General features: G+C 59.0%; 22 protein-coding genes. 16 read left to right on the top strand and 6 right to left on the bottom strand.

What is annotated here, in order from left to right; translation table 11 throughout:
- The 11 genes from ERD80_RS12355 to ERD80_RS12405 all read left to right on the top strand — a co-directional run.
- Positions 1 to 142, top strand: a 142-nt coding sequence (locus tag ERD80_RS12355; protein ID WP_282183365.1) for a DNA polymerase III subunit delta' C-terminal domain-containing protein, incomplete at its 5' end; no start/stop codon positions are given.
- Between the two features lie 17 nt (positions 143 to 159).
- Positions 160 to 951, top strand: a complete 792-nt coding sequence (locus tag ERD80_RS12360; protein WP_021506399.1) for a metal-dependent hydrolase — start codon at positions 160 to 162, stop codon at positions 949 to 951.
- A gap of 285 nt (positions 952 to 1,236) precedes the next feature.
- Complete coding sequence (gene ptsG, locus ERD80_RS12365) at positions 1,237 to 2,670, top strand: PTS glucose transporter subunit IIBC (RefSeq protein WP_021506398.1); 1,434 nt, start codon at positions 1,237 to 1,239, stop codon at positions 2,668 to 2,670.
- A gap of 333 nt (positions 2,671 to 3,003) precedes the next feature.
- Complete coding sequence (gene hinT, locus ERD80_RS12370) at positions 3,004 to 3,354, top strand: purine nucleoside phosphoramidase (protein WP_021506397.1); 351 nt, start codon at positions 3,004 to 3,006, stop codon at positions 3,352 to 3,354.
- Positions 3,355 to 3,372: 18 nt separating this feature from the next.
- Positions 3,373 to 3,738 carry a YcfL family protein gene (locus ERD80_RS12375; protein ID WP_021506396.1) on the top strand — a complete coding sequence of 122 codons (366 nt, stop codon included), beginning with the start codon at positions 3,373 to 3,375 and terminating at the stop codon, positions 3,736 to 3,738.
- 10 nt (positions 3,739 to 3,748) lie between these two features.
- Positions 3,749 to 4,345, top strand: a complete 597-nt coding sequence (gene lpoB / locus ERD80_RS12380; RefSeq protein ID WP_021506395.1) for a penicillin-binding protein activator LpoB — start codon at positions 3,749 to 3,751, stop codon at positions 4,343 to 4,345.
- Positions 4,332 to 5,147 (top strand): thiamine kinase, encoded by an 816-nt coding sequence (gene thiK / locus ERD80_RS12385; protein ID WP_136547096.1) that lies wholly within the window; start codon positions 4,332 to 4,334, stop codon positions 5,145 to 5,147. The genes lpoB and thiK overlap by 14 nt, the downstream gene beginning before the upstream one ends.
- A gap of 15 nt (positions 5,148 to 5,162) precedes the next feature.
- On the top strand, positions 5,163 to 6,206 hold the full coding sequence (nagZ, locus tag ERD80_RS12390) for a beta-N-acetylhexosaminidase (RefSeq protein WP_136547098.1): 1,044 nt from the start codon (positions 5,163 to 5,165) through the stop codon (positions 6,204 to 6,206).
- Positions 6,207 to 6,245: 39 nt separating this feature from the next.
- Complete coding sequence (gene ycfP, locus ERD80_RS12395; RefSeq protein WP_021506392.1) at positions 6,246 to 6,788, top strand: alpha/beta hydrolase YcfP; 543 nt, start codon at positions 6,246 to 6,248, stop codon at positions 6,786 to 6,788.
- A gap of 212 nt (positions 6,789 to 7,000) precedes the next feature.
- Positions 7,001 to 8,305 carry an NAD(P)/FAD-dependent oxidoreductase gene (locus ERD80_RS12400; RefSeq protein ID WP_136547100.1) on the top strand — a complete coding sequence of 435 codons (1,305 nt, stop codon included), beginning with the start codon at positions 7,001 to 7,003 and terminating at the stop codon, positions 8,303 to 8,305.
- A 294-nt stretch (positions 8,306 to 8,599) separates the two neighbouring features.
- Positions 8,600 to 9,142 carry a glycine zipper 2TM domain-containing protein gene (locus ERD80_RS12405; RefSeq protein WP_031279257.1) on the top strand — a complete coding sequence of 181 codons (543 nt, stop codon included), beginning with the start codon at positions 8,600 to 8,602 and terminating at the stop codon, positions 9,140 to 9,142.
- A 126-nt stretch (positions 9,143 to 9,268) separates the two neighbouring features.
- On the opposite strand, the gene mfd is transcribed toward ERD80_RS12405, so the two are convergent.
- On the bottom strand, positions 9,269 to 12,712 hold the full coding sequence (gene mfd / locus ERD80_RS12410) for a transcription-repair coupling factor (RefSeq protein WP_136547112.1): 3,444 nt from the start codon (positions 12,710 to 12,712) through the stop codon (positions 9,269 to 9,271).
- Between the two features lie 186 nt (positions 12,713 to 12,898).
- Positions 12,899 to 13,108: a hypothetical protein gene (locus tag ERD80_RS12415; protein WP_021506388.1), complete on the bottom strand. Its 210-nt coding sequence runs from the start codon at positions 13,106 to 13,108 to the stop codon at positions 12,899 to 12,901.
- A 248-nt stretch (positions 13,109 to 13,356) separates the two neighbouring features.
- On the opposite strand from ERD80_RS12415, the gene lolC reads away from it, so the two are divergent.
- From lolC to cobB, 4 genes are all read left to right on the top strand, one after another.
- Positions 13,357 to 14,556, top strand: a complete 1,200-nt coding sequence (gene lolC / locus ERD80_RS12420) for a lipoprotein-releasing ABC transporter permease subunit LolC (protein ID WP_136547102.1) — start codon at positions 13,357 to 13,359, stop codon at positions 14,554 to 14,556.
- A complete protein-coding gene (gene lolD / locus ERD80_RS12425; protein WP_021506386.1) occupies positions 14,549 to 15,250 on the top strand; it encodes a lipoprotein-releasing ABC transporter ATP-binding protein LolD in 702 nt (233 codons plus the stop codon). Before lolC ends, lolD begins: the two co-directional genes overlap by 8 nt.
- Positions 15,250 to 16,494 carry a lipoprotein-releasing ABC transporter permease subunit LolE gene (gene lolE, locus ERD80_RS12430; RefSeq protein WP_136547104.1) on the top strand — a complete coding sequence of 415 codons (1,245 nt, stop codon included), beginning with the start codon at positions 15,250 to 15,252 and terminating at the stop codon, positions 16,492 to 16,494. Before lolD ends, lolE begins: the two co-directional genes overlap by 1 nt.
- Positions 16,495 to 16,641: 147 nt before the next feature.
- Entirely contained in the window at positions 16,642 to 17,475 is an 834-nt protein-coding gene (gene cobB, locus ERD80_RS12435) for a Sir2 family NAD+-dependent deacetylase (RefSeq protein ID WP_010617227.1), read from the top strand.
- 189 nt (positions 17,476 to 17,664) lie between these two features.
- On the opposite strand, the gene potD is transcribed toward cobB, so the two are convergent.
- Genes potD through potA form a run of 4 tightly spaced genes read right to left on the bottom strand, consistent with a single transcriptional unit; the run spans position 17,665 to position 21,448 of the window.
- Complete coding sequence (gene potD, locus ERD80_RS12440; protein ID WP_136547106.1) at positions 17,665 to 18,708, bottom strand: spermidine/putrescine ABC transporter substrate-binding protein PotD; 1,044 nt, start codon at positions 18,706 to 18,708, stop codon at positions 17,665 to 17,667.
- A gap of 10 nt (positions 18,709 to 18,718) precedes the next feature.
- Positions 18,719 to 19,492: a spermidine/putrescine ABC transporter permease PotC gene (gene potC / locus ERD80_RS12445; protein WP_136547108.1), complete on the bottom strand. Its 774-nt coding sequence runs from the start codon at positions 19,490 to 19,492 to the stop codon at positions 18,719 to 18,721.
- Positions 19,489 to 20,340, bottom strand: coding sequence for a spermidine/putrescine ABC transporter permease PotB (potB, locus tag ERD80_RS12450; protein ID WP_136547113.1), 852 nt, complete (start codon positions 20,338 to 20,340; stop codon positions 19,489 to 19,491). The genes potC and potB overlap by 4 nt, the downstream gene beginning before the upstream one ends.
- A complete protein-coding gene (potA, locus tag ERD80_RS12455; RefSeq protein ID WP_136547110.1) occupies positions 20,333 to 21,448 on the bottom strand; it encodes a spermidine/putrescine ABC transporter ATP-binding protein PotA in 1,116 nt (371 codons plus the stop codon). The genes potB and potA overlap by 8 nt, the downstream gene beginning before the upstream one ends.
- 300 nt (positions 21,449 to 21,748) lie before the next feature.
- Here potA and pepT point away from each other — a divergent pair, with 300 nt between their 5' ends.
- The gene (gene pepT, locus ERD80_RS12460) at positions 21,749 to 22,975 is read left to right on the top strand and encodes a peptidase T (protein ID WP_125309338.1); all 1,227 of its coding nucleotides are present in this window, start codon (positions 21,749 to 21,751) and stop codon (positions 22,973 to 22,975) included.
- Positions 22,976 to 23,036: the final 61 nt, after the last annotated feature.

Below are 23,036 nucleotides of genomic sequence, written 5' to 3' on the forward strand. Positions count from 1 at the left end.
CAGCGCGCTGAATGCCAGCGTGCAGCAGTGGCTGCAGTGTCGCGAGCAGCTGCTGCACGTGGCGGCGCTTAATCGTGAACTAATTCTGACCGACCGTCTGCTTGCCTGGGGACGCTTGCTGTCTCCCGCGACGGTCGGCTAAGTACAAAAGAGAAATCTATGTTTATTGTTGATTCGCACTGCCATCTTGATGGCCTTGATTATGAAACCCAGCACCGCGATCTGGATGACGTGATTGCCAAAGCGGCGGCGCGGGATGTGAAATTCATGCTGGCGATTGCCACCACGCTGCCGGATTACTACAAAATCAAACAGCTGGTCGGCGATCGCGACAACATCGCGCTGGCCTGCGGCGTGCATCCGCTCAATCAGGAAACGCCGTATGACGTGGAAGAGTTTCGCCGTCTGGCGGCGGAAGAGCAGGTGATTGCACTGGGCGAAACCGGGCTGGATTATTTTTACCAGCAGGAGACCAAAGCGCAGCAGCAGGCCTCGTTCCGTGAGCACATCCGCACCGGCATTGCGCTGAATAAGCCGATTATTGTGCACACCCGCGATGCGCGCGAAGACACGCTGGCCATTCTGCGTGAAGAGCAGGTAGAGCGGTGCGGCGGCGTGCTGCACTGTTTCACGGAAGACAAAGAGACGGCGGCGCAGCTGCTGGATCTTGGGTTCTACATCTCCTTCTCCGGCATTGTGACCTTTCGCAACGCTGAACAGATCCGCGAAGCAGCGCGCTATGTACCGCTGGATCGCATTCTGGTTGAAACCGATTCACCCTATCTGGCACCAGTACCGCATCGCGGCAAAGAAAACCAGCCGGCCTTCACCCGCGACGTAGCTGAGTATATGGCCGTGGTGAAGGGCGTCGATCTTGCTACCCTGGCGGCCGCCACCACGGAAAACTTCTCCCGCCTGTTTAAGGTGCCGATGAGCCGACTCGGCGGCTAACGCGCTTTATTTCAAACTCTGTAATTAATCTGAAATCACTCATCTGCGCTGCGTGTTTCGCGGCGCAGGCAGTGATTTATTGCTGTTTATAGCAGCAAGTCAGTAAGAAATGACTGAAATTTCAGCGCTGTGTTTGGTGAAACGTGATAGCCGTCAAAGTAACGTGTCGTCATTTATTTTACCCTTCGTAATAAATCAAAAGACGCTCAGCGTCACCCCGGCTAAGGATCCTCCCCCTTTGCCATGCGCACTGCGCTAAAAATGCACTCATACTCAGGAGCTTCTATGTTCAAGAACGCATTTGCGAACCTGCAAAAGGTAGGTAAATCGCTGATGTTGCCGGTATCGGTTCTGCCGATTGCCGGTATTTTGTTAGGTGTTGGTTCTGCTAACTTCAGCTGGCTGCCGGAAGTGGTTTCCCACGTGATGGCCGAAGCGGGTGGTTCGGTGTTTGCTAACATGCCGCTGATCTTTGCGATCGGTGTGGCACTGGGCTTTACCAATAACGACGGCGTGTCGGCGCTGGCCGCCGTGGTCGCCTACGGCATTATGGTGAAAACCCTGGCTGTGGTCGCGCCGCTGGTGCTGCATCTGCCGGCAGCCGAGATCGAAGCCAAACACCTCGCCGATACCGGGGTGCTGGGCGGCATTATTGCCGGTTCGATTGCGGCCTACATGTTCAACCGTTTCTACCGCATCAAGCTGCCGGAATACCTCGGCTTCTTCGCCGGTAAGCGCTTTGTGCCAATCATTTCCGGTCTGACCGCGATTTTCACCGGTGTGGTGCTGTCCTTCATCTGGCCACCTATTGGTACCGCGATTCAGGACTTCTCGCAGTGGGCGGCCTATCAGAACCCGGTGGTGGCGTTCGGTATTTACGGTGTAGTTGAGCGTGCGCTGGTGCCGTTTGGTCTGCATCACATCTGGAACGTTCCTTTCCAGATGCAGATTGGTGAATTCACCAACGCGGCTGGTCAGGTCTTCCACGGTGACATTCCGCGCTACATGGCGGGTGACCCGACTGCCGGTAAACTGTCTGGCGGCTTCCTGTTCAAGATGTACGGTCTGCCGGCTGCGGCTATCGCCATCTGGCATTCTGCTAAACCTGAAAACCGTGCCAAAGTGGGCGGCATCATGATCTCCGCCGCGCTGACCTCGTTCCTGACCGGTATCACCGAGCCGATCGAGTTCTCGTTCATGTTCGTGGCACCGATCCTGTACGTGATCCACGCCATCCTAGCGGGCCTGGCGTTCCCAATCTGTATTCTGCTGGGCATGCGTGATGGCACCAGCTTCTCACACGGTCTGATCGACTTCATCGTGCTGAGCGGCAACAGCAGCAAAATCTGGCTGTTCCCGATTGTCGGTATCATCTACGGTCTGGTGTACTACACCGTGTTCCGCGTGCTGATCGCAAAACTGAATCTGAAAACCCCGGGTCGTGAAGATACGGCGATGGAGCAGAGCAGCGCGACCGGCAGTGAAATGGCGGGCAAGCTGGTCACGGCGTTCGGTGGTAAAGAGAACATCACTAACCTTGATGCCTGTATTACCCGTCTGCGCGTCAGCGTGGCGGACGTAGCGAAGGTGGATCAGGCTGAACTGAAAAACCTCGGCGCGCGTGGTGTGGTGGTGGCCGGTTCCGGTGTGCAGGCGATTTTCGGCACCAAGTCCGATAACCTGAAAACCGAGATGGATGACTATATCCGCAGTATGTAAGTGACATGACGGCAGGCCGGGCCGGTGCGGTGAAGCGGCGTCAGATCGTAAAGACGCCAAAACCATCCCTGGGGCTCGGCCCGCGACATCCCTGTCGCGGGACGCTTTACTCCTCTGCCGCCGCTTCACCGCACTGCAACTTCGGTGCGACAAAACCCCTCATCCGAGGGGTTTTTTATTTTACCGCCGCCAGAAACCGCCCGCCGCGCCGCGCCAGCGTGAAAAAGTGATGCAAAGGCAGCCATTTAATGAAGAAAAGTGGTCCTGAGGTTGAAAGAAACGGAATTCCTCACGCATACTGCCTGACTGAACTCAGGCTTAAGGAACTGCACCATGGCTGAAGAAACCATTTTCAGTAAAATCATTCGTCGCGAAATTCCCGCCGACGTGGTTTATCAGGACGAACTGGTCACCGCCTTCCGCGATATCGCGCCCAAAGCGCCTACCCATATACTGATTGTCCCCAATGTACTGATTCCGACCGCCAACGATGTACAGGCGGCGCATGAGCAGGCGCTGGGCCGCATGGTTACCGCCGCCGCAAAAATTGCCCGTGATGAAGGCATCGCCGAAGATGGCTATCGCCTGATCATCAACTGCAACCGTCACGGTGGGCAGGAGGTTTACCACATTCATATGCACCTGGTCGGCGGACAGCCGCTGGGCCCGATGCTGGCCATCTAACCTCAGGCGGACCTTGTGATGCGTCAATGGCTGAGCGGCTTGCTGTTGCTGACCCTGGTGGGCTGCAGCAGCGATAAGCCGATGATCAACACCTCCCAGTCGCTGGTGATGGAGTCTGCCGTACTGTCGGCGGGCATCATCACCGATGAGCCCGCGCTGACCAGCCGCGACGGCCAGCAGCGCGCCGCCAGCGTGCTGCAAAATCTGCGTGAAACGCCGGTCACCGTGCACTATCGTTTCTACTGGTACGATGACAAAGGGCTGGAGATTGAGCCGCAGGAGCCGGCGCAGACTCAAACCGTACCGGCGCACGGCAGCGTAGAAGTGGCCTCGCAAATGGGTAACCCGACCGCCAGCAAGGTGCGTCTCTATCTTTATCTTTGAGGAGTAACCTGTGATTCGCAGTGTACAACGTTCCGGCGCGCTTCTGTTTGCGCTGATGCTCACCGGTTGTGTGGTGAAACAACAAACCCCGGCGCCGGTTGAACCGACGCAGCCGACCACGCCAACCCAGCCAGAACAACCGCCCGCGCAGCCGGTGCCGCCGCCGCAAACTGTGCCGCAGCCGCCGAAACTGAAAACCATCAACTGGAACGCCAGCGTCCAGCCGTTAGTCGCCAATATGGTGCAGTCGGCGGGCGTCAATCCGGGCAGCGTGCTGCTGGTGGATCGCATCAAAAACAGCACCAACGGCTCGCTGCAAACGGAAAAAGCCACGGCAGCGATTGAGAACGCGCTGGCGAATAACGGCAAGTTCAGCCTGGTCTCAAACGATCAGCTTAATCAGGCGAAGCAAACGCTCGGCCTGTCGCCAGAGGATAGCCTCAACTCGCGCAGCAAAGCGATTGGCCTGGCGCGCATCGTCAACGCGCAGTATGTGCTGTACAGCAACGCGCAGGGCGATGTGAAAGCCCCTGCGCTGCAAATGCAGCTGATGCTGGTGCAAACCGGCGAAATCATCTGGTCGGGCAACGGCGTTGCACAACCCTGATCCCCGGCTGCAGCATCTGGTTCAGCAACAATGGCCGACGGCGCAAGCTGCCGGTCATTTTTTCGCGCTGCCAGGACTGAGCGGTAACAGCGTGCAGGTACGCAGCGAGCAGGGCGATCTGCTGGCGCGCCGGACACCGTCGCAGCCCATCCCGTTTGTCGATCGTCAGCGCGAATACCGCATCCTGCGTCAGCTGCGTACTACGGCGCTGGCGCCGCAGCCGCTGGTGTGGCAGGCGCCGTGGCTGCTGCAGCGCTGGCTGCCGGGTGAGGTGCTGTCGCCGGATCAGTTCAGCGCGCAGCGCGCAGCGGTGCTGACGCTGCTGCTGCGCCTGCATCACCAGCCGCTGACCGGTTATCGCTTACGGCTGGCACCGCTGCTGCAGCGCTACTGGCAGCTGTGTCAGCAGCGGCACTGGCGCTGGCAGCGGCGCTTAAACCAGTTGCTGCAGCGCGGCGAACCGTCGCCGCTGCGGCTGGCACCGCTGCACATGGACGTCCACCCTGGCAATCTGATTGCCACACCGGATGGCCTGCGTTTAATTGACTGGGAATATGCTGCGGATGGCGATGTGGCGCTGGAGCTGGCCGCTGTCGGCGCGGTGGATGGTGTACAACACGATCACTGGATCACCGACTATGCCGCCGAGGCGCGGCTGTCGGCAACGGCGCTGCGGCGTCAAAGCCGGCGCTGGCAGCCGTGGCTGCAGCTGCTGATGGCCAGCTGGTATCAGCTGCGCGCCGAGCAGAGCCACGATCAAACATTGCAACGGCTGGCACAGGCCAGCTGGCAGGATCTTTAATTCAGGAACCGAAACATGACGATGACAACGCCCGGACCGCTGATGCTGGACGTCGAAGGCTACGAGCTGGACGCCGAAGAGCGCGAAATTCTGCAACATCCGCTGACAGGCGGACTGATCCTGTTCGCCCGCAACTTCCATGATGTTGCGCAGCTGGCGGAGCTGGTGCGCCAGATTCGCGCGGCGTCGCGCAACCGGCTGCTGGTGGCGGTCGATCAGGAAGGCGGGCGCGTGCAGCGCTTCCGCGACGGTTTTACCCAGCTGCCGGCGATGCAATCGTTCGCCGCGCTGCACGACATGGCGCGTGCTGGCGAGCTGGCGCAGCAGGCCGGCTGGCAAATGGCAGCGGAAATGATCGCCATGGATATCGATATCAGCTTTGCGCCGGTGCTGGATATCGGCCACATCAGCGCGGCCATCGGCGATCGCGCTTTCCACGCCGATCCGGTGATTGCGCTGCAGATGGCGCGCCAGTTTATCCACGGCATGCACGAAGCCGGCATGAAAACCACCGGCAAGCACTTCCCGGGCCACGGCGCGGTCAGCGCGGATTCGCACAAAGAGACGCCGCGCGACACGCGCGATACGGCCACGCTGCGCCAGCACGACATGGCAATCTTCCAGCAGCTGATTGATGAGCAGCTGCTGGATGCGGTGATGCCCGCGCATGTTATCTATACTGAAGTGGACCCGCTGCCGGCCAGTGGTTCGCCTTACTGGCTGCAAACGGTGCTGCGGCAGGAGCTGGGCTTCAACGGGGTGATCTTCTCAGACGATCTGTCGATGGAGGGCGCGGCGGTGATGGGCAGCTATGCGGAACGGGCTCAGCAGTCGCTGAATGCCGGCTGCGATATGATCCTGGTGTGCAATCAGCGTGCTGGCGCGGTGAGCGTGCTGGATAATTTGACGCCGATCCAGGCGACGCGCGTCACGCAGTTATACCATCAGGGACGTTTTGACCGTCAGAGTTTGCAGGCCAGCGAGCGCTGGCGGCAAAATCAGCGTCAGCTCAGCGACCTGCAGGATCGCTGGCTGGCGCACAAAGCGTCGGGCAGATAATCGCCGCTGCCCGGATCTCACTCCACGCTGAGGATAATCATGATCATCTATCTGCACGGTTTTGATTCCAACAGTCCGGGCAACCATGAAAAGGTGCTGCAGCTGCAGTTTATTGACCCGGACGTCAGACTTATCAGCTACAGCACCCGCCATCCGAAACACGACATGCAGTTTCTGCTGAAAGAGTGCGACAAACTGCTCCAGCAGGGCAGCGATGCGCATCCGTTGATTTGTGGCGTCGGCCTGGGCGGCTACTGGGCGGAACGCATCGGCTTCCTTTGCGGCATGCGCCAGGCGATATTCAATCCCAACCTGTTTCCTGATGAAAACATGGAAGGCAAGATCGACCGGCCGGAAGAGTATCTTGATATCGCCACCAAATGCGTCAGCAACTTCCGTGAAAAGAACCGCGACCGCTGCCTGACCATTTTGTCACGTCACGATGAAGCGCTGGATAATCAGCGCAGCGCGGCCGCATTGCACCCGTACTACGAAATCGTGTGGGACGAGGAGGCCAGCCACAAATTCAAAAATATTGCCCCGCATCTGCAACGCATCAAAGCGTTCAAAACCCTTGCCTGAGTGCTGCTGCGCCGTGTGATGCGGCGCACAAAACGTGTAACATTCTGATAATGCAGTGCAAAGATTGATGTACATCAATTTTCTTATGTCCGGATGATTATGCCGTGCTATTCTGCCCTCAGCTCGCGATTAAATGTCGCCAACCCTATGTTTATTAAGGTTTTATATAACCATTAATTAACTTTTGGTTTACAACTTTGAGGGGGTCTTCATTGACTACAAGCATGGAAAAAATCGTCATCGTCGGTGGCGGTGCCGGAGGGCTGGAGCTGGCAACACAGCTCGGCCATAAACTCGGCCGCAGGAAAAAGGCGGAGATCATCCTGGTCGATCGTAACCACAGCCATCTGTGGAAACCGCTGCTGCATGAAGTGGCGACCGGCTCGATGGATGAAGGTATTGATGCGCTCAGCTATCTGGCGCATGCGCGCAACCACGGTTTTCAGTTCCAGCTGGGTTCGCTGACGCAAATTAATCGCGACACAAAAACCATTGAACTGGCGGAGATCCGCGACGCGGAGGGTGGGCTGCTGGTACCGCAGCGCGAGCTGGCGTATGACCGTCTGGTGATGGCGCTGGGCAGCACCTCGAACGATTTCGGCACGCCAGGAGTGAAAGATCACTGCATCTTCCTCGACAACCCGCATCAGGCGCGTCGGTTCCACAATGAGATGCTCAACCTGTTCCTGCGCTTCTCTGCCAGCGAAGGGCAGCTGCAGAAAGTTAATATCGCCATTGTCGGCGGCGGCGCGACCGGCGTCGAGCTGTCGGCAGAACTGTATAACGCAGTGAAACAGCTGCACAGCTACGGCTATAAAGGTCTCGACAGCAGCGCGCTCAACGTTACGCTGGTGGAAGCCGGCGAGCGTATTCTGCCTGCGTTGCCACCGCGCATCTCCGTAGCGGCGCATCAGGAGCTGAGCAAGCTTGGCGTGCGCGTACTGACGCAAACCATGGTCACCAGCGCAGCAGCCAACGGTCTGAATACCAAAGGGGGCGAATTCATCGAAGCCGATCTGATGGTGTGGGCGGCGGGTATTAAAGCGCCAGACTTCATGAAAGAGATTGGCGGGCTGGAGACCAACCGCATTAATCAGCTGGTGGTCAAAGAGACGCTGCAGACCACGCTGGACGACGATATTTACGCCATCGGCGACTGCGCCTCCTGCGCGCTGCCGGGCGGCGGATTCGTGCCGCCGCGCGCGCAGTCGGCGCATCAGATGGCGTCGCGTGCGCTGGAAAACATCCTCGCCCAGCGCAAAGGCAAGCCGCTCAAAGCCTACGTGTATAAAGATCACGGCTCGCTGGTGTCGCTGTCCCGCTTCAGTACCGTCGGCAGCCTGATGGGGAACCTGATGCGCGGTTCGATGATGGTGGAAGGGCGTATTGCGCGTTTTGTCTACATCTCCTTGTACCGTATGCACCAGATTGCGCTCCATGGATACTTCAAGACCGGTCTGATGATGCTGGTCGGCAGCCTCAACCGCGTGCTGCGTCCGCGTCTCAAACTGCATTAATCGCTGGCGGGCGGTCACCCCCGCCCGCTGCGTGCCCGGCTGCCGTAACCGGCTGATTGCCGTTCATTCAGCGCCAGGTTACGGTGCAATGACACTGCCGCTCAGAACTCTCCTAAAAGCTGGTCCTGCTGGCTTTCCGCTGCGTTTCCTCCATTAATCTGATGTTGCATTTTCGGACCATCTGTAAAACTTATGCCAACGAACACGGCGCGGCGCGCACGCCGGTTATGCCTCGGTAACCCGGGATCGGGTTGCGGCAGGAATGCGCGGTAACAACTTCAGGAGGACATTCCTGTGAATAAATCAATGTTAGCGGGTATTGGAATCGGCGTAGCAGCAGCGTTGGGCGTGGCCGCCGTCGCCAGCATGGATGTGTTTGATCGTGGCCCGCAGTATGCTCAGGTGCTTTCGGCAACGCCAATCAAAGAGAGCATCAAGCAGCCGCGTCAGGAGTGCCGCAACGTTACCCTCACGCACCGTCGTCCGGTGCAGGATGAGAACCGCATCGCCGGTTCCGTGCTGGGTGCCGTGGCCGGTGGTGTGATTGGTCACCAGTTCGGCGGTGGCCGCGGCCGGGATATCGCGACCGTAGCCGGTGCGCTGGCAGGCGGTTACGGCGGTAACCAGGTGCAGGGTGCGCTGCAGGATCGTGACACCTACACCACCAGCGAGCAGCGCTGCAAAACCGTGTACGATAAACAGGAAAAAATGCTGGGTTATGACGTGACCTATAAAATAGGCGACCAGCAGGGCAAAATCCGCATGGAGAATGACCCTGGCACCCGCATCCCGCTCGACCGTAATGGTCAGCTGATCCTGAATTCGAATCAGGCCTGATTGGGCAAAGCTACTTCACAGCAGCAGTAACAAAAAAAGCGCCGCAAGGCGCTTTTTTTTATGCTCTGGCTACAGCACCGTAGGCAGCAGCGCGTCGCATAGCGCTGCTGCGTAACGGCTGGGCGATTAAACCCGGTTCTTCGCCAGCTCGGCGACGAAATTCTGCACCCATTCCATGCGCGTTTTGCGTTCGCTCAGATCGCGGGTGAATTTCAGTCGTGTCGGGCCATCCAGCTTCCACTGCTTCGCATCTTTCTGCAGCAGGCCGATCAGCCAGCCGGGATCGACCTGATTCTGCGGCGCGAACTCAAAGAAGCCGCCTTTTTCGCTGGCTTCGATTTTACGCAGCCCCAGCTGGCGCGCCACCAGGCGCAGCGCGGCGATATCCAGCAGGTTGCGCGCGGCGTCGGGCAGCTTGCCGAAGCGGTCAATCATCTCAATTTTCAGCTCGGCCAGCTCCTGTTCATCGGCCGCACTGGCGATGCGTTTATACAGCGACAGGCGCGTATTGACGTCCGGAATAAAATCATCCGGCAGCAGGGCAGGCATGCGCAGCTCAATCTCGGTCTGATTGCTGGTGAGATCTTCCAGCGACGGTTCACGTCCGGCCTTGAGTGCATCCACCGCGTTTTCCAGCAGCTCCATGTAGAGCGTGAAGCCAATGGTCTCCATCTGACCGCTCTGATCTTCACCCAGCAGTTCACCGGCACCGCGAATCTCCAGATCGTGCGTCGCCAGCGCAAAGCCAGCGCCCAGATCTTCCAGCGAGGCAATCGCCTCCAGGCGCTTCTGGGCATCGGTGGTCATGGCTTTCGGGTGCGGCGTCAGCAGCCAGGCATAAGCCTGATGGTGCGAACGGCCGACGCGGCCGCGAAGCTGGTGCAGCTGCGCCAGGCCGAAGTGGTCGGCACGCTCAATGATGATGGTGTTGGCGCTGGGCACGTCGATCCCGGTTTCGATGATGGTAGTGCACACCAGCACGTTGAAGCGCTGGTGGTGGAAATCGTTCATCACCCGTTCCAGATCGCGCTCGCGCATCTGACCGTGGCCGATGGCGATGCGCGCTTCCGGCACCAGCTCGGCCAGCCGCTGCGCCGCTTTCTCGATGTTCTCGACGTCGTTGTAGAGATAGTAAACCTGGCCGCCGCGCAGCACTTCACGCAGGATCGCTTCGCGCACCACCAGGCTGTCATACTCGCGCACGAAGGTTTTCACCGCCAGACGGCGCGCCGGTGGCGTGGCGATAATCGACAGATCGCGCATGCCGCTCATCGCCATGTTCAGGGTGCGCGGAATCGGCGTGGCGGTGAGCGTCAGAATATCGACGTCAGCGCGCATCGCTTTGATGCGCTCTTTGTGACGCACGCCGAAGCGATGCTCTTCATCGACGATCAGCAAACCGAGATCGCGCCACTTCAGATCGCTCATCAGCAGCTTGTGGGTGCCGATCAGAATATCAATTTTGCCCTCGCTGGCCTGCTCCAGCACTTGCGCCTGTTCTTTGGCGCTGCGGAAGCGCGACAGCATTTCAATGCGCACCGGCCAGTTGGCGAAGCGATCGCGGAAGTTGTCGTAGTGCTGCTGCGCCAGCAGGGTGGTTGGTACCAGCACCGCCACCTGTTTGCCATTTTCCACCGCGAGGAAGGCTGCGCGCATCGCCACTTCGGTTTTACCGAAGCCAACGTCGCCGCACACCAGCCGGTCCATCGCCAGCGGCTGGCACATATCGCTGAGCACGGCGTTAATTGCCTGCGCCTGGTCCGGCGTGGTTTCAAACGGGAAGCCTTCACAGAACAGCTGATACTGCTCGCGGTCGTGCTTAAAGGCAAAGCCGGCCTTGGCCGCGCGCTGGGCATAGATATCCAGCAGCTCAGCGGCCACGTCGCGGACTTTCTCCGCCGCTTTCTGGCGCGCACGTGACCAGGCATCGCTGCCCAGTTTGTGCAGCGGCGCATTTTCATCGGCACCGCCAGCGTAACGGCTGATCAGATGCAGCGATGACACCGGGACGTAAAGTTTGGCATCGCCGGCATAGGAGAGCATCAGATACTCAGCCACGATACCGCCGGCTTCCAGCGTGGTCAGGCCGATGTAGCGCCCCACACCGTGTTCAAGATGCACCACCGGCTGGCCCGGGTGCAGCTCGGCGAGGTTACGAATCAGTACATCCGGATTGATGGTGCGGCGATTGTCCTGACGCCGCCGGCTGACGCGCTCGCCGAGCAGATCGTTTTCGCAAATCAGCGCGCGCTGGCGCTGGGTGTCGATAAAGCCGCGCTCGCTGGCGCCAATCATCAGGCTGTACGGCTGCTCATCGGCCTGCTCGAAGTGATCGATCGGCTGCGGGCGCAGTTTGATGCGGGACAGCAGCTCCTGCAGGCTCTCGCGGCGACCTTCGCTTTCTACTGAGAAAATCACCTGACCGGTAAACTGCTCGAGGAACTGGCGCAGCAGATCGAGCGGCGCTTTGGCCTGCGCCTGTACCGTCAGCTCCGGCAATGGCTGATAGCCCAGATTACTGTTCGCGGCTTTCTCCGGCAGCGTCTCAGCGCTGAGCTGCATGCGCGGCCAGTTTTTCAGCTCGCTGAGCAGCGCATCCGGGCGCAGCCACAGCGTGGCCGGCTCCAGCAGCGGGCGCATAGGATCGATGCGGCGATTTTCATAGCGTGCGTTAGCATCCTGCCAGAAACGCTCAGCGCTGGCGTGCAGATCGCCGCTGTTCAGCACCAGCGTGCTGGCGGGCAGATAGCTAAACAGGGTAGGCAGTTCCTGCTCAAAAAACAGCGGCTGCCAGTACTCAATCCCGGCCGGCAGCGTGCCTTTGCTCACCTGCTGATAGACGTGCTCAGGTTCGCGCCGCACGTCGAAGGTTTCACGCCAGCGGCTGCGGAACAGCTCAATGGCCGCTTTGTCGGTGGGAAATTCATGCGCCGGCAGCAGGTTGATGGCGCTCACCGCCTCCAGCGTGCGCTGTGAATCGACGTCAAACAGGCGCAGGCTGTCGATCTCATCATCAAAGAAATCGATGCGGTAAGGCTGATCGCTGCCCATCGGGAACAGGTCGAGCAGCGCGCCGCGCGTCGCGTACTCGCCATGCTCCATCACCTGATCGACATGGCGATAACCGGCCTGCTCCAGCTGGTCGCGCAGGGCATCGCGCGACAGTTTCTGGCCCTGCTGCATCACCAGCGCATGGCCGTGCAGGAAGCTGTGCGGGCAAACGCGCTGCATCAGCGTATTGACCGGCAGAATCAGCATGCCGCGCATCAGGGTGGGCAGCTGGTACAGCGTAGAAAGACGGGCGGAAATAATGTCCTGATGGGGCGAGAAGCTGTCGTAGGGCAGTGTTTCCCAGTCAGCAAGATTGGTGACCGGCAGATCGGTAAACTGCCTGATCTCCTCCTGCAGCCGCAGGGCCGATTGCATATCCGGGGTGATCATTAACACCGGACCGCTGTGGCGTTCGGTGATGCTGGCACACTCAACCGCCTGCGCGGCGCCGACCAGCTGACCGAGCTGACGATGGTCGCCTGCTTTAGCAGGCAGGGTATAACGACGCTGTTCCGACATAAGGTCCGACATTCTCTCCTCAGTTTCCAGGGCGTCATCATTCCACATTCCGCCGTGAGGATCATCTCTCCTTTCTGAGTTTATGTCAGGGCGCATGAATGCGCACCTTGCATCAGCGGCACCCTGAAGGGCCGCCAGTATGGCCGGTTGCCAGGTCGTCATTGATGGCGACCTGGCCGCGTCACGTTATTTACTGGATTGCTGTGTGTAGTGCATGCGAGGACGATCCACATTGGCCCATGACAGCTCGCGCTCGACATGGTAGCTGTTGTTGCCATCGTCCCACTTCACATAATAACCGGTTAGCGCGTCTCCCTGCTCAAAGACATTGACCACTTCGCCTTTGATCTCGCCAGATTTATGTTTAACGATACTGCCTTTAGGAAACCTGCTCATGGTAAGAACCTCCGTACTGCGCTTACTGTGATGCGAAAACCGGTACTGCAAGCTAAGTCTAACCCACCTGCTGATGAATAATCGTACTAATAGCGTCACTATTTTGTCGTAATTTTGTGCATTGTCGCGCAGGAGGACGCATTTTGACGCAACTTTGCAACTGACTCAGCGGGTTAGAGGTTTCATAAAGCAGACGGCTCCTTTATCATCGCTCTACTTAATTTTGAGCAACGGCCAAGACGGATCTCATGTATCAACCAGTCGCGTTATTCATCGGTTTGCGCTACATGCGTGGACGTGCTTCAGACCGTTTCGGTCGTTTCGTCTCCTGGCTCTCGACTATTGGTATCACGCTCGGCGTGCTGGCACTGGTGACGGTGCTGTCGGTGATGAACGGCTTTGAGCGCGAGCTGGAAGGCAACATTCTCGGCCTGATGCCGCAGGCGCTGGTCACCAGCGACACCGGCAGCATCAATCCGCAGCAGATGCGCGCGCAGGATCTGAAACTGCAGGGCGTGACGCGTATCGCGCCGCTGACCACCGCCGACGTGGTGTTGCAGAGTGCGCGCAACGTGTCGGTGGGCGTGATGCTGGGCATCAACCCTGACGAACCGGATCCGCTGACGCCTTATCTGGTCAACACCCAGCAGAGCGTGCTGCAGCCGGGCCAGTATAAAGTCATTCTCGGTGAACTGCTGGCCCAGCAGTTGGGTGTGAAGCGCGGCGATCAGCTGCGCCTGATGGTGCCATCGGTCAGCCAGTTTACCCCGGTGGGGCGTGTGCCGAGCCAGCGCATCTTTACCGTTGCCGGTACCTACGCGGCCAATAGCGAAGTCGATGGCTATCAGCTCCTGGTGAACCAGCAGGATGCCTCGCGCGTGATGCGCTATCCGCTCGGCAACATTACCGGCTGGCGCCTGTGGCTGGATAAGCCGCTGAATGTCGATGCGCTGAGCCAGCAGCCGCTACCGCAGGGGCTGACGTGGAAAGACTGGCGCGAACGCAAGGGCGACCTGTTCCAGGCGGTGCGCATGGAGAAAAACATGATGGGGCTGCTGCTCAGCCTGATCATTGCCGTGGCCGCCTTCAATATCATTACCTCGCTGGGCCTGCTGATCATGGAGAAGCAGGCGGAAGTGGCGATCCTGCAAACCCAGGGCTTAACGCGGCGGCAAATCGTCGCGGTATTTATGGTGCAGGGCGCCAGCGCCGGTATTATCGGTGCGCTGCTCGGTACACTGCTGGGCGTGCTGCTGGCCAGCCAGCTCAACAATTTAATGCCGGTGATCGGCCTGTTCCTTGATGGCGCGGCGCTGCCGGTAGATATCAATGTCTGGCAGGTGATCACCATTGCGCTGGTCTCGATGGCCGTGGCGCTGCTGTCTACCCTTTATCCGTCATGGCGCGCTGCCGCCGTTCAACCCGCTGAGGCTTTACGTTATGAGTAATACCCCTTTGTTGCAGTGTCGTGACCTGTGCAAACGCTATCAGGAAGGCAGCGTGCAGACCGATGTGCTGCGCAATGTGGCTTTTAGCCTGCAGCCGGGCGAACTGACGGCCATCGTCGGTAGCTCCGGCTCCGGCAAAAGTACCTTACTGCACCTGCTGGGCGGGCTGGATGCACCGACCTCCGGTGACGTGGTGTTTGACGGGAAATCGCTTAACGCCATGTCGTCGGCGGCCAAAGCAGAGCTGCGTAACCGTGAACTCGGCTTCATTTATCAGTTTCACCATTTGCTGCCGGACTTCAGCGCGCTGGAGAACGTAGCGATGCCGCTGCTGATTGGCAAAACCGGCAAAGCCGAAGCGGAAGCGCGCGCACGCGAGATGCTGGCGGCGGTTGGCCTGGAAAAGCGCGCGGCGCACCGGCCTTCTGAGCTGTCGGGCGGTGAACGTCAGCGCGTGGCGATCGCCAGAGCGCTGGTGAACCGGCCGCGGCTGGTGATGGCCGATGAGCCTACCGGTAACCTCGATGCGCGTAACGCGGACGCCATTTTTGAACTGCTCGGCGAACTCAACGTGCAGCAGGGCACCGCGTTTCTGGTGGTGACGCACGACCTCAACCTGGCGAAGCGCCTGAGCCGGCAGATGGAAATGCGCGACGGCCAGCTGAGCGATCACCTGACGCTGGGAGCGATCTGATGGCGTCCTCTTTATCCCTGCTGCTCGGGCTGCGCTTCAGCCGCGGCCGGCGGCGCGGCGGCATGGTGTCGCTGATCTCTATTATCTCGACCATCGGGATTGCGCTTGGCGTGGCGGTGCTGATCATCGGGCTGAGCGCGATGAACGGTTTCGAGCGGGAGCTCAACAACCGTATTCTGGCCGTGGTGCCGCACGGCGAAATTGAGGCGGTTAACCAGCCCTTTCGCAACTGGCAGCCGATGATTGCGCCCATCGAACAGGTGCCGGGCATCGCCGCAGCGGCGCCTTACGTTAACTTTACCGGATTGATTGAGAGCGGTGCGAAGCTGCAGGCGCTGCAGGTGAAGGGCGTTGATCCGCAGCAGGAGCCGCGGCTCAGCGCGCTGCCGCATTTTGTCAGCGGTGATGCCTGGTCGCAGTTCAGCGCCGGCAGGCAGCAGATCATTCTGGGCGGCGGCATCGCCAAATCGCTCAACGTGAAGCAGGGCGACTGGATCACTATCCTGATCCCGAATAATGATGGCGAGAACAAACTGCTGCAGCCAAAACGCATTCGTCTGCAGGTGAGCGGTATTCTGCAGCTGAGCGGCATGCTGGATCACAGCCTGGCGCTGGTGCCGCTGGCCGATGCGCAAAAGTATCTGGATCTGGGCGACAGCGTCAGCGGCATTGCGCTGAAGATGAGCGTTCCGTTCCAGGCACAGAAGCTGGTGCGCGATGCCGGCGAAGCCACGCACTCCTATGTCACCATTCGCAGCTGGATTGGCACTTACGGCTACATGTATCGTGATATCCAGATGATTCGCGCCATTATGTATCTGGCGATGGTGCTGGTGATCGGCGTGGCCTGCTTTAATATCGTGTCGACGCTGGTGATGGCGGTGAAGGACAAGAGCAGCGATATCGCCGTGCTGCGCACGCTGGGCGCCAAAGACGGCCTGATTCGTGCCATCTTTATCTGGTATGGCCTGCTGGCCGGGCTGCTGGGCAGCGTCAGCGGTGTGGTGGTCGGCGTGCTGGTGGCGCTCAATCTGACGCCGGTGATGCGCGTAGTGGAGCACCTTAGCGGGCATCAGCTGCTGGCGGGCGATATCTATTTTATCGACTTTCTGCCGTCCGAGCTGCACTGGCTGGATGTGGCCATCGTGCTGGCGACGGCGATTGGCCTGAGCCTGATTGCCAGCTGGTATCCGGCGCGGCGCGCCAGCCGCATCGATCCTGCCCGCGTGCTGAGCGGTCAGTAAAGACAAAACACGCAGCCGCCTTCGCGGCTGCGCACATTTTCAGCGTCTGCGGCATGCAGCCGTCATACCCAGCCGCTATTATCGGGTCTGAGTAACCCGGAAAACACCCGCAGCGCGGCGTTCAGCGCCGCAGATTAAGGAGCCTTTATGCGCCAACCGCGCCGCCGCCTTCGACTCGCCCGCTACAAAAAGAACCGCCGCAAAGTGCATCAGCGCTTTCGCCAGCGCATCTTTGAGCGCGATCGTCAGGTCGAACTTGCCGCCCATCCGCAGCCGCACGTGGTGGTGCTGACCGGTGCCGGAATTTCGGCAGAATCCGGCATTCGCACGTTCCGCGCGGAAGATGGCCTGTGGGAAGAGCATCGCGTGGAAGATGTGGCGACGCCCGAAGGCTTTCGCCGCGATCCGGCGCTGGTGCAGGGGTTCTACAACGCGCGCCGGCGTCAGCTGCAGCAGCCAGAAATCCAGCCTAACGCGGCGCACAAAGCGCTGGCCGAACTGGAGCAGGTGCTGGGCGATAATTTCCTGCTGGTTACGCAGAATATCGATAACCTGCACGAGCGCGCCGGCAGCCAGCGCGTGCTGCATATGCACGGTGAATTGCTGAAGGTGCGCTGTGAGCACAGCGGTCAGGTGCTGGCGTGGACAGAGGACGTCGGTCCGGACGATCGCTGTACCTGCTGCCAGTTCCCGTCGCGGCTGCGTCCGCACGTGGTGTGGTTTGGTGAAATGCCGCTCGGCATGGAGGAGATTTATCAGGCGCTGGAACAGGCCGATCTGTTTATCGCCATCGGCACCTCAGGCCACGTCTATCCGGCGGCAGGATTTGTGCACGAGGCGAAACTGCAGGGGGCGCATACCGTGGAGCTGAATCTGGCCCCCAGTCAGGTCGGTAACGAATTCGCTGAAGCGCATTACGGCTTAGCCAGCGAAGTGGTGCCCGAATTCGTGCATACTTTTTTGCGCGGCTTGTATAAATAGTCAGCGTACTGCGCGTTTCCCCTCATCCCGGCCTTCTCCCGGCGGGAGAAGGGGAAAAACGCGCCCGACTGAAACTCAGGCTAAATCCAGTAGGGTCTTTCCCACAAGCCGAATCCAGCACGTATGAACCCTCTCCCTCTGGGAGAGGGCAGGGTGAGGGCCAGGCCGCACAACCTCCACCTCAGAACCTCACCGTCCCGCTTTCAGCTTCTGGAACAGCGTTTCGTACTGCACGCTGGCGGCACCGACATCGTTCTGCCACTCGCCGTTTTTGATCACGTCAGCCGGCGGATAGAGTGACGGATCGCTGGCCACCTCGGGCGGCAGCAGCTTTCTTGCCGCCAGGTTGGGCGTCGGATAACCGATGGTTTCCGCCACTTTAGCCGCCACATCCGGGCGCAGCAGGAAGTTAATCAGCTTCAGCGCGCCCGCTTTATTTTTCGCATTCGCCGGGATCGCCAGGTTATCCATCCAGAAAATCCCGCCCTCTTTCGGCCAGATAATCTGCAGCGGCGTGCCAGCCTGGCGCGCCACCCAGGCGGAGCCATTCCAGATCATGCCGACGTTGACTTCGCCTTCCATAAACGGATTACCGGGATTATCCGAGTTGAACGCCAGTACGTTTGGCATCAGCTTTTTCAGCTCTTCATAGGCGGCTTCAATCTGTTTTGGATCCTGCGTATTACCGGAGTAGCCGAGCTTGCGCAGCGCCATCTGGAACACTTCACGCGCGTCATCGGTCAGCAGCAGGCTCTGCTTATACTGAGGTTTCCACAGATCGGCCCATTGGGTCAGGGTTTTCGCATCCACCTCGTCGGTGTTTACGCCAATCGCCGTTGCGCCCCAGATATAGGGAATGGAATAGTCGTTGTTCGGATCAAACGGCTTGTTCAGCAGGTCGGGATCGAGGTTGCGGAAGTTGCTCAGCTGTGACTTGTCGATCTTCTGCAGCATGCCCTCGTTGCGCATTTTGGCGATGAAGTAGGTCGACGGCACCACCAGATCGTAAGCGCCTGCTTTCCAGGTTTTCAGCTTGGCGTACATGCTTTCATTGGATTCATAGGTGGAATAAATCACTTTGATGCCGGTCTCTTTGGTGAACTGCTCCAGCAGTCCGGGCGGCACATATTCGGTCCAGTTATAGAAGTAAAGCGTGTTGTTGTCATCCGCCTGAGCGCTTTGCATACCCAGTGCCAGCGCCCCAGCCGCCAGCCAGTGAGACCACTTTTTCATCGGTTATCCTCTATTTGGTTTTATCACGCAGCAACAGCTGACTGACTGCCACCAGCAGCAGCGACAGCAGCATCAAAATGGTAGCCAGCGCGTTCACTTCCGGCGACACGCCCACTTTCACCATGGAATAAATTTTCAGCGGCAAAATTTCGAAGCCGGGACCGGTGACAAATGACGACACCACCACATCATCCATCGACAGGGTGAAACTCAGCAGCCAGCCCGCGGCTACTGCCGGCAGCGCCAGCGGCAGCAAAATCTTGCGCAGAATAGTCACTTCGCTGGCGCCGAGATCTTTTGCCGCCTCCAGCATGCGCACGTCAAAGCCTTTCAGGCGCGAATAGACGGTAATCACCACAAACGGCAGGCAGAAAGTGATGTGGGAAAACAGCAGCGACCAGAAGCCGAGCGAAATCCCCAGCAGCATAAACAGCACCAGCAGCGAAATCGCCATTACGATATCCGGCGACATCATCACCACAAATAGCATACCGCTGACAAACGGCTTGCCGCGAAAACGATAGCGGTACAGCGCCACGGCGGTGAGCGAGCCGATCAGCGTCGCGCAGCTGGCCGACAGCACGCCCATGATCAGCGAATGCTGCGCCGCCTGAATCAGGCTGTCGTTATTGACCAGCAGGCGATACCACTGGGTGCTGAAGCCCTGCCAGTTGATGCCGAAGCGCGAGGCATTGAAGGAGTTGACGATCAGGATGATGATCGGAATGTAGAACCAGGCATAAATCACGGCCATGAAGCCGTGGCGTAATCCGCGCGCCATCATTGCAACGCCGCCTTGTGATTCAGCAGACGCGCTGCGCGCCAGTAAACCAGCAGCATCAGCCCCATCAGCAGCGTCATGACAATGCTGGTGGCGGCGCCGAACGGCCAGTCACGAATATTGAGGAACTGGCTTTTGATTACGTTACCGATCAACAGGTTCTTTGCCCCGCCCATTAAATCCGCTACGTAGAACAACCCCATCGCCGGGATAAATACCAGTAGCGCGCCGGCAACGATACCGGGTAGGGTCAGCGGCAAAATGATACGGATGAAGGTCTGTAGCCTGCTGGCGCCAAGATCGCGCGCCGCTTCCAGGCAGGATTTGTCCAGCTTCTCAAGGCTGGAGTAGAGCGGCAGCACCATAAATGGCAGCAGAATATAGATCAGCCCGAAGATCACCGCTTCCGGGGTAAACATGATGCGAAACGGCTTGTCGATGACGCCGAGCCACAGCAGAAATTCATTGAGCCAGCCGCGCGTGCTGAGAAAAATTTTCAGACCATAAATGCGAATCAGAGAGTTGGTCCAGAACGGTACAATCAGCAGAAACAGCATCAGCGGACGCAGACGCGCCGGCAGTCTGGTCAGGCACCAGGCAAAAGGGTAGCCGAGCAGCAGGCAGCACAGCGTGGCGATGCAGGCCATGTTGAGTGAGTGCAGCAGCACGTCGGCATACAGCGGATCGAGGAGCCGGCCGTAGTTGTTCAGGGTGAACACCATGCTGACAAAGTGCGCGTCGTCGCGCGTCAGAAAGCTGGTGACGAAGATCATCAGATTCGGCAGCAACACGAACAGCGTCAGCCAGCCGACGATCAGTGCCACAATGGCTTTCTGCAGACGATTACGCATCCGTTTCATACGGCAGCACCACCTCCCAGTTTGGCACCCAGCTGACCGCCATTTTCTGGTTCAGCGAGTGGTCAAAATCCGGATCGTCCTCATTAAAGAACTCGCTGACGGTGAGCAGCTTGCCGTTCTCCAGTTCGACGGTGGATTCCAGCGTCATGCCTTTATAGTTGCGTTCGCGCACATAGCCGATCAGGTTTTCGCTGCGGCTGTCGTGATCGATCTCCTCGACGCGCAAATCTTCCGGTCGCAGCAGCACATGCAGCCGATCGCCGGGTTTGACCGGGAACGGGCAGTGAATATCACACTCGCGGCCTTCGACGCGAGCCCGTACCTGCGGCGCGTGCGCGCTACCGATCACTTCTGCATCAAACACGTTGATTTCGCCAATGAAGCGCGCCACAAACAGGTTCGCGGGCTCTTCGTAGATCTCGCGCGGCGTGCCGTCCTGCTCAATGCGCCCGTCGCGCATCACCACGATGCGGTCGGACATGGTCAGCGCTTCTTCCTGATCGTGCGTGACAAACACAAACGTGATGCCCAGCTTGCGCTGCAGTGCTTTCAGCTCGTTTTGCATCTGGCGGCGCAGTTTGTAATCCAGCGCGGAGAGCGACTCATCAAGCAGCAGCACTTTGGGCCGGTTGACCACTGCGCGCGCAATCGCCACGCGCTGCTGCTGGCCGCCGGAGAGCTGGTGCGGCCGGCGCGCGGCAAAGCTTTCCAGCTGCACCATCGCCAGCGCCTCGTTGACGCGCTGCGTCAGCTCTGCCGCCGGGGTTTTCTGCATGCGCAGGCCAAACGCGACGTTTTCAAACACCGACATGTGCGGAAACAGCGCGTAGCTCTGAAACACGGTATTGATATGGCGATGCTCGGCGGGCGTTTCAGTGATGTCGCTCTCATCCAGATGGATACGTCCGCTGTCGGCGCTTTCCAGCCCGGCGATCAGGCGCAGAATCGTGGTCTTACCGCAGCCGGAGGGGCCAAGCAGGGTGATAAATTCGCCATGACCGATGGTCAGGTCAAAATCCGGGATGATGGTTTTGCCATCGAAAGCTTTACTGATGCCAGAAAGCGTAACCAGCGCCTGCTGCGCGCGTGTTTGCGTCATTTTAGTCACTCAGTCTGATGAGAATCAGGTTACAGCATAGCCGCCGGCGACAGCTTGCCGTGATGAAGGGCGCGATAATACCTGAAAAATGCGCCATTGCCATGTTCAGACACGGAATAACCTTGAAAAGTCTGCAAATTGCTGGAGTATGCTCATCGGGCCAGCCGGACGGGTGGCTGGCAGGGCGAATTTCAGCGCACGATTGGGCTGAGAGGGCTAACCTGAAGGATAATGATTTGACGCAACATGGCGATAATCAGGCCCCATGATAATAATGCAGGTTCTTTAGAGGGATGACAGATGGATCAATTACTTGAGCGTTTTCTCAGTTATGTGGCAGTAGAAACCCAGGCAAAACCTCAGGCGCGGCAGGTGCCGAGCAGCGAAGGGCAGTGGACGCTGGCGCGTCAGTTACAGGAAGAGCTTATTGCGCTGGGTTTTGTGGACGTCACCTTAAGCGATCATTGCTGTGTGATGGGCACTCTGCCGGCAAACGTCGACTGGCCGACGCCGGTGATCGGTTTTATTTCCCACATGGATACCTCGCCGGATTTCACCGCGAAAAATGTCAATCCGCAGATCATTGAAAACTATCGTGGCGGTGACATCGCGCTGGGCAACGGGGATGAAGTGCTCTCGCCGGTGATGTTCCCGGTGCTGCACAAGCTGACCGGGCATACGCTGATCACCACCGACGGTAAAACGCTGCTGGGCGCTGATGATAAAGCCGGTATCGCTGAGATCATGACGGCAATGGCCGAGCTGGCCAAAGGAGATGTGCCGCACGGCGCCATTCGCGTGGCCTTTACTCCGGATGAAGAGATCGGTCGCGGCACGTCGCACTTCGACGTTGAAGGATTCGCGGCTGACTGGGCTTATACCGTTGACGGTAGCGATCTCGGCGAGTTTGAGTTCGAAAACTTTAATGCCGCGACGGCGCTGGTCAAAATCACCGGTAACAATGTGCATCCCGGCAGTGCGAAAAACGTGATGGTGAACGCGCTGGACCTGGCGATGCGCTTCCACGCCGAGCTGCCTGCCAAAGAGAAGCCGCAGTTTACCGACGGCTACGAAGGCTTTTTCCACCTGCACACTATTAAGGGATCGGTAGAGCACGCCGAGCTGATGTACCTGATTCGCGATTTTGATGCCGACAGCTACGAACAGCGTAAGCAGCTACTGCAGGAGATTGGTCGCCGCGTCGGTAAAGGTCTGCAGGCTGAGTGCTCCATTAAGGTGGAGATCAGCGACAGCTATCGCAATATGCGGGAGAAGGTGGAACCGCATCCGCACATCATTGAGCTGGCGCTGCAGGCGATGCGCGACTGCGGTATCGAACCGAACGTGAAGCCAATTCGCGGCGGCACCGACGGATCGGCGCTGTCATGGAAAGGACTGCCGTGTCCGAATCTGTTTACCGGCGGCTACAACTATCACGGCAAGCATGAGTTTGCGTCGCTGAATGTGATGGCGAAGTCGGTTGAGGTGATCGTGCGCCTGGCCGCGCTCGCGGCGGAGAAGAAGTAGGGGCCGGAGAGGGGTTTTCCCTCACCCTAACCCTCTCCCGCCCGTGTACAGTCCGGGGACA

It is taken from the genome of Pantoea sp. R102 (assembly GCF_004916815.1).
Taxonomy (GTDB): Bacteria; Pseudomonadota; Gammaproteobacteria; order Enterobacterales; family Enterobacteriaceae; genus Pantoea; species Pantoea dispersa.

Excerpts from the sequence above, each read along its gene's own strand:
- ERD80_RS12360 (WP_021506399.1), top strand. The coding sequence starts at position 160 with ATGTTTATTGTTGATTCGCACTGCCATCTTGATGGCCTTGATTATGAA.
- ptsG (WP_021506398.1), top strand. The coding sequence starts at position 1,237 with ATGTTCAAGAACGCATTTGCGAACCTGCAAAAGGTAGGTAAATCGCTG.
- hinT (WP_021506397.1), top strand. The coding sequence starts at position 3,004 with ATGGCTGAAGAAACCATTTTCAGTAAAATCATTCGTCGCGAAATTCCC.
- ERD80_RS12375 (WP_021506396.1), top strand. The coding sequence starts at position 3,373 with ATGCGTCAATGGCTGAGCGGCTTGCTGTTGCTGACCCTGGTGGGCTGC.
- nagZ (WP_136547098.1), top strand. The coding sequence starts at position 5,163 with ATGACGATGACAACGCCCGGACCGCTGATGCTGGACGTCGAAGGCTAC.
- ycfP (WP_021506392.1), top strand. The coding sequence starts at position 6,246 with ATGATCATCTATCTGCACGGTTTTGATTCCAACAGTCCGGGCAACCAT.
- mfd (WP_136547112.1), bottom strand. The coding sequence starts at position 12,712 with ATGTCGGAACAGCGTCGTTATACCCTGCCTGCTAAAGCAGGCGACCAT.
- ERD80_RS12415 (WP_021506388.1), bottom strand. The coding sequence starts at position 13,108 with ATGAGCAGGTTTCCTAAAGGCAGTATCGTTAAACATAAATCTGGCGAG.
- lolC (WP_136547102.1), top strand. The coding sequence starts at position 13,357 with ATGTATCAACCAGTCGCGTTATTCATCGGTTTGCGCTACATGCGTGGA.
- lolD (WP_021506386.1), top strand. The coding sequence starts at position 14,549 with ATGAGTAATACCCCTTTGTTGCAGTGTCGTGACCTGTGCAAACGCTAT.
- lolE (WP_136547104.1), top strand. The coding sequence starts at position 15,250 with ATGGCGTCCTCTTTATCCCTGCTGCTCGGGCTGCGCTTCAGCCGCGGC.
- cobB (WP_010617227.1), top strand. The coding sequence starts at position 16,642 with ATGCGCCAACCGCGCCGCCGCCTTCGACTCGCCCGCTACAAAAAGAAC.
- potD (WP_136547106.1), bottom strand. The coding sequence starts at position 18,708 with ATGAAAAAGTGGTCTCACTGGCTGGCGGCTGGGGCGCTGGCACTGGGT.
- potC (WP_136547108.1), bottom strand. The coding sequence starts at position 19,492 with ATGATGGCGCGCGGATTACGCCACGGCTTCATGGCCGTGATTTATGCC.
- potB (WP_136547113.1), bottom strand. The coding sequence starts at position 20,340 with ATGCGTAATCGTCTGCAGAAAGCCATTGTGGCACTGATCGTCGGCTGG.
- potA (WP_136547110.1), bottom strand. The coding sequence starts at position 21,448 with ATGACGCAAACACGCGCGCAGCAGGCGCTGGTTACGCTTTCTGGCATC.
- pepT (WP_125309338.1), top strand. The coding sequence starts at position 21,749 with ATGGATCAATTACTTGAGCGTTTTCTCAGTTATGTGGCAGTAGAAACC.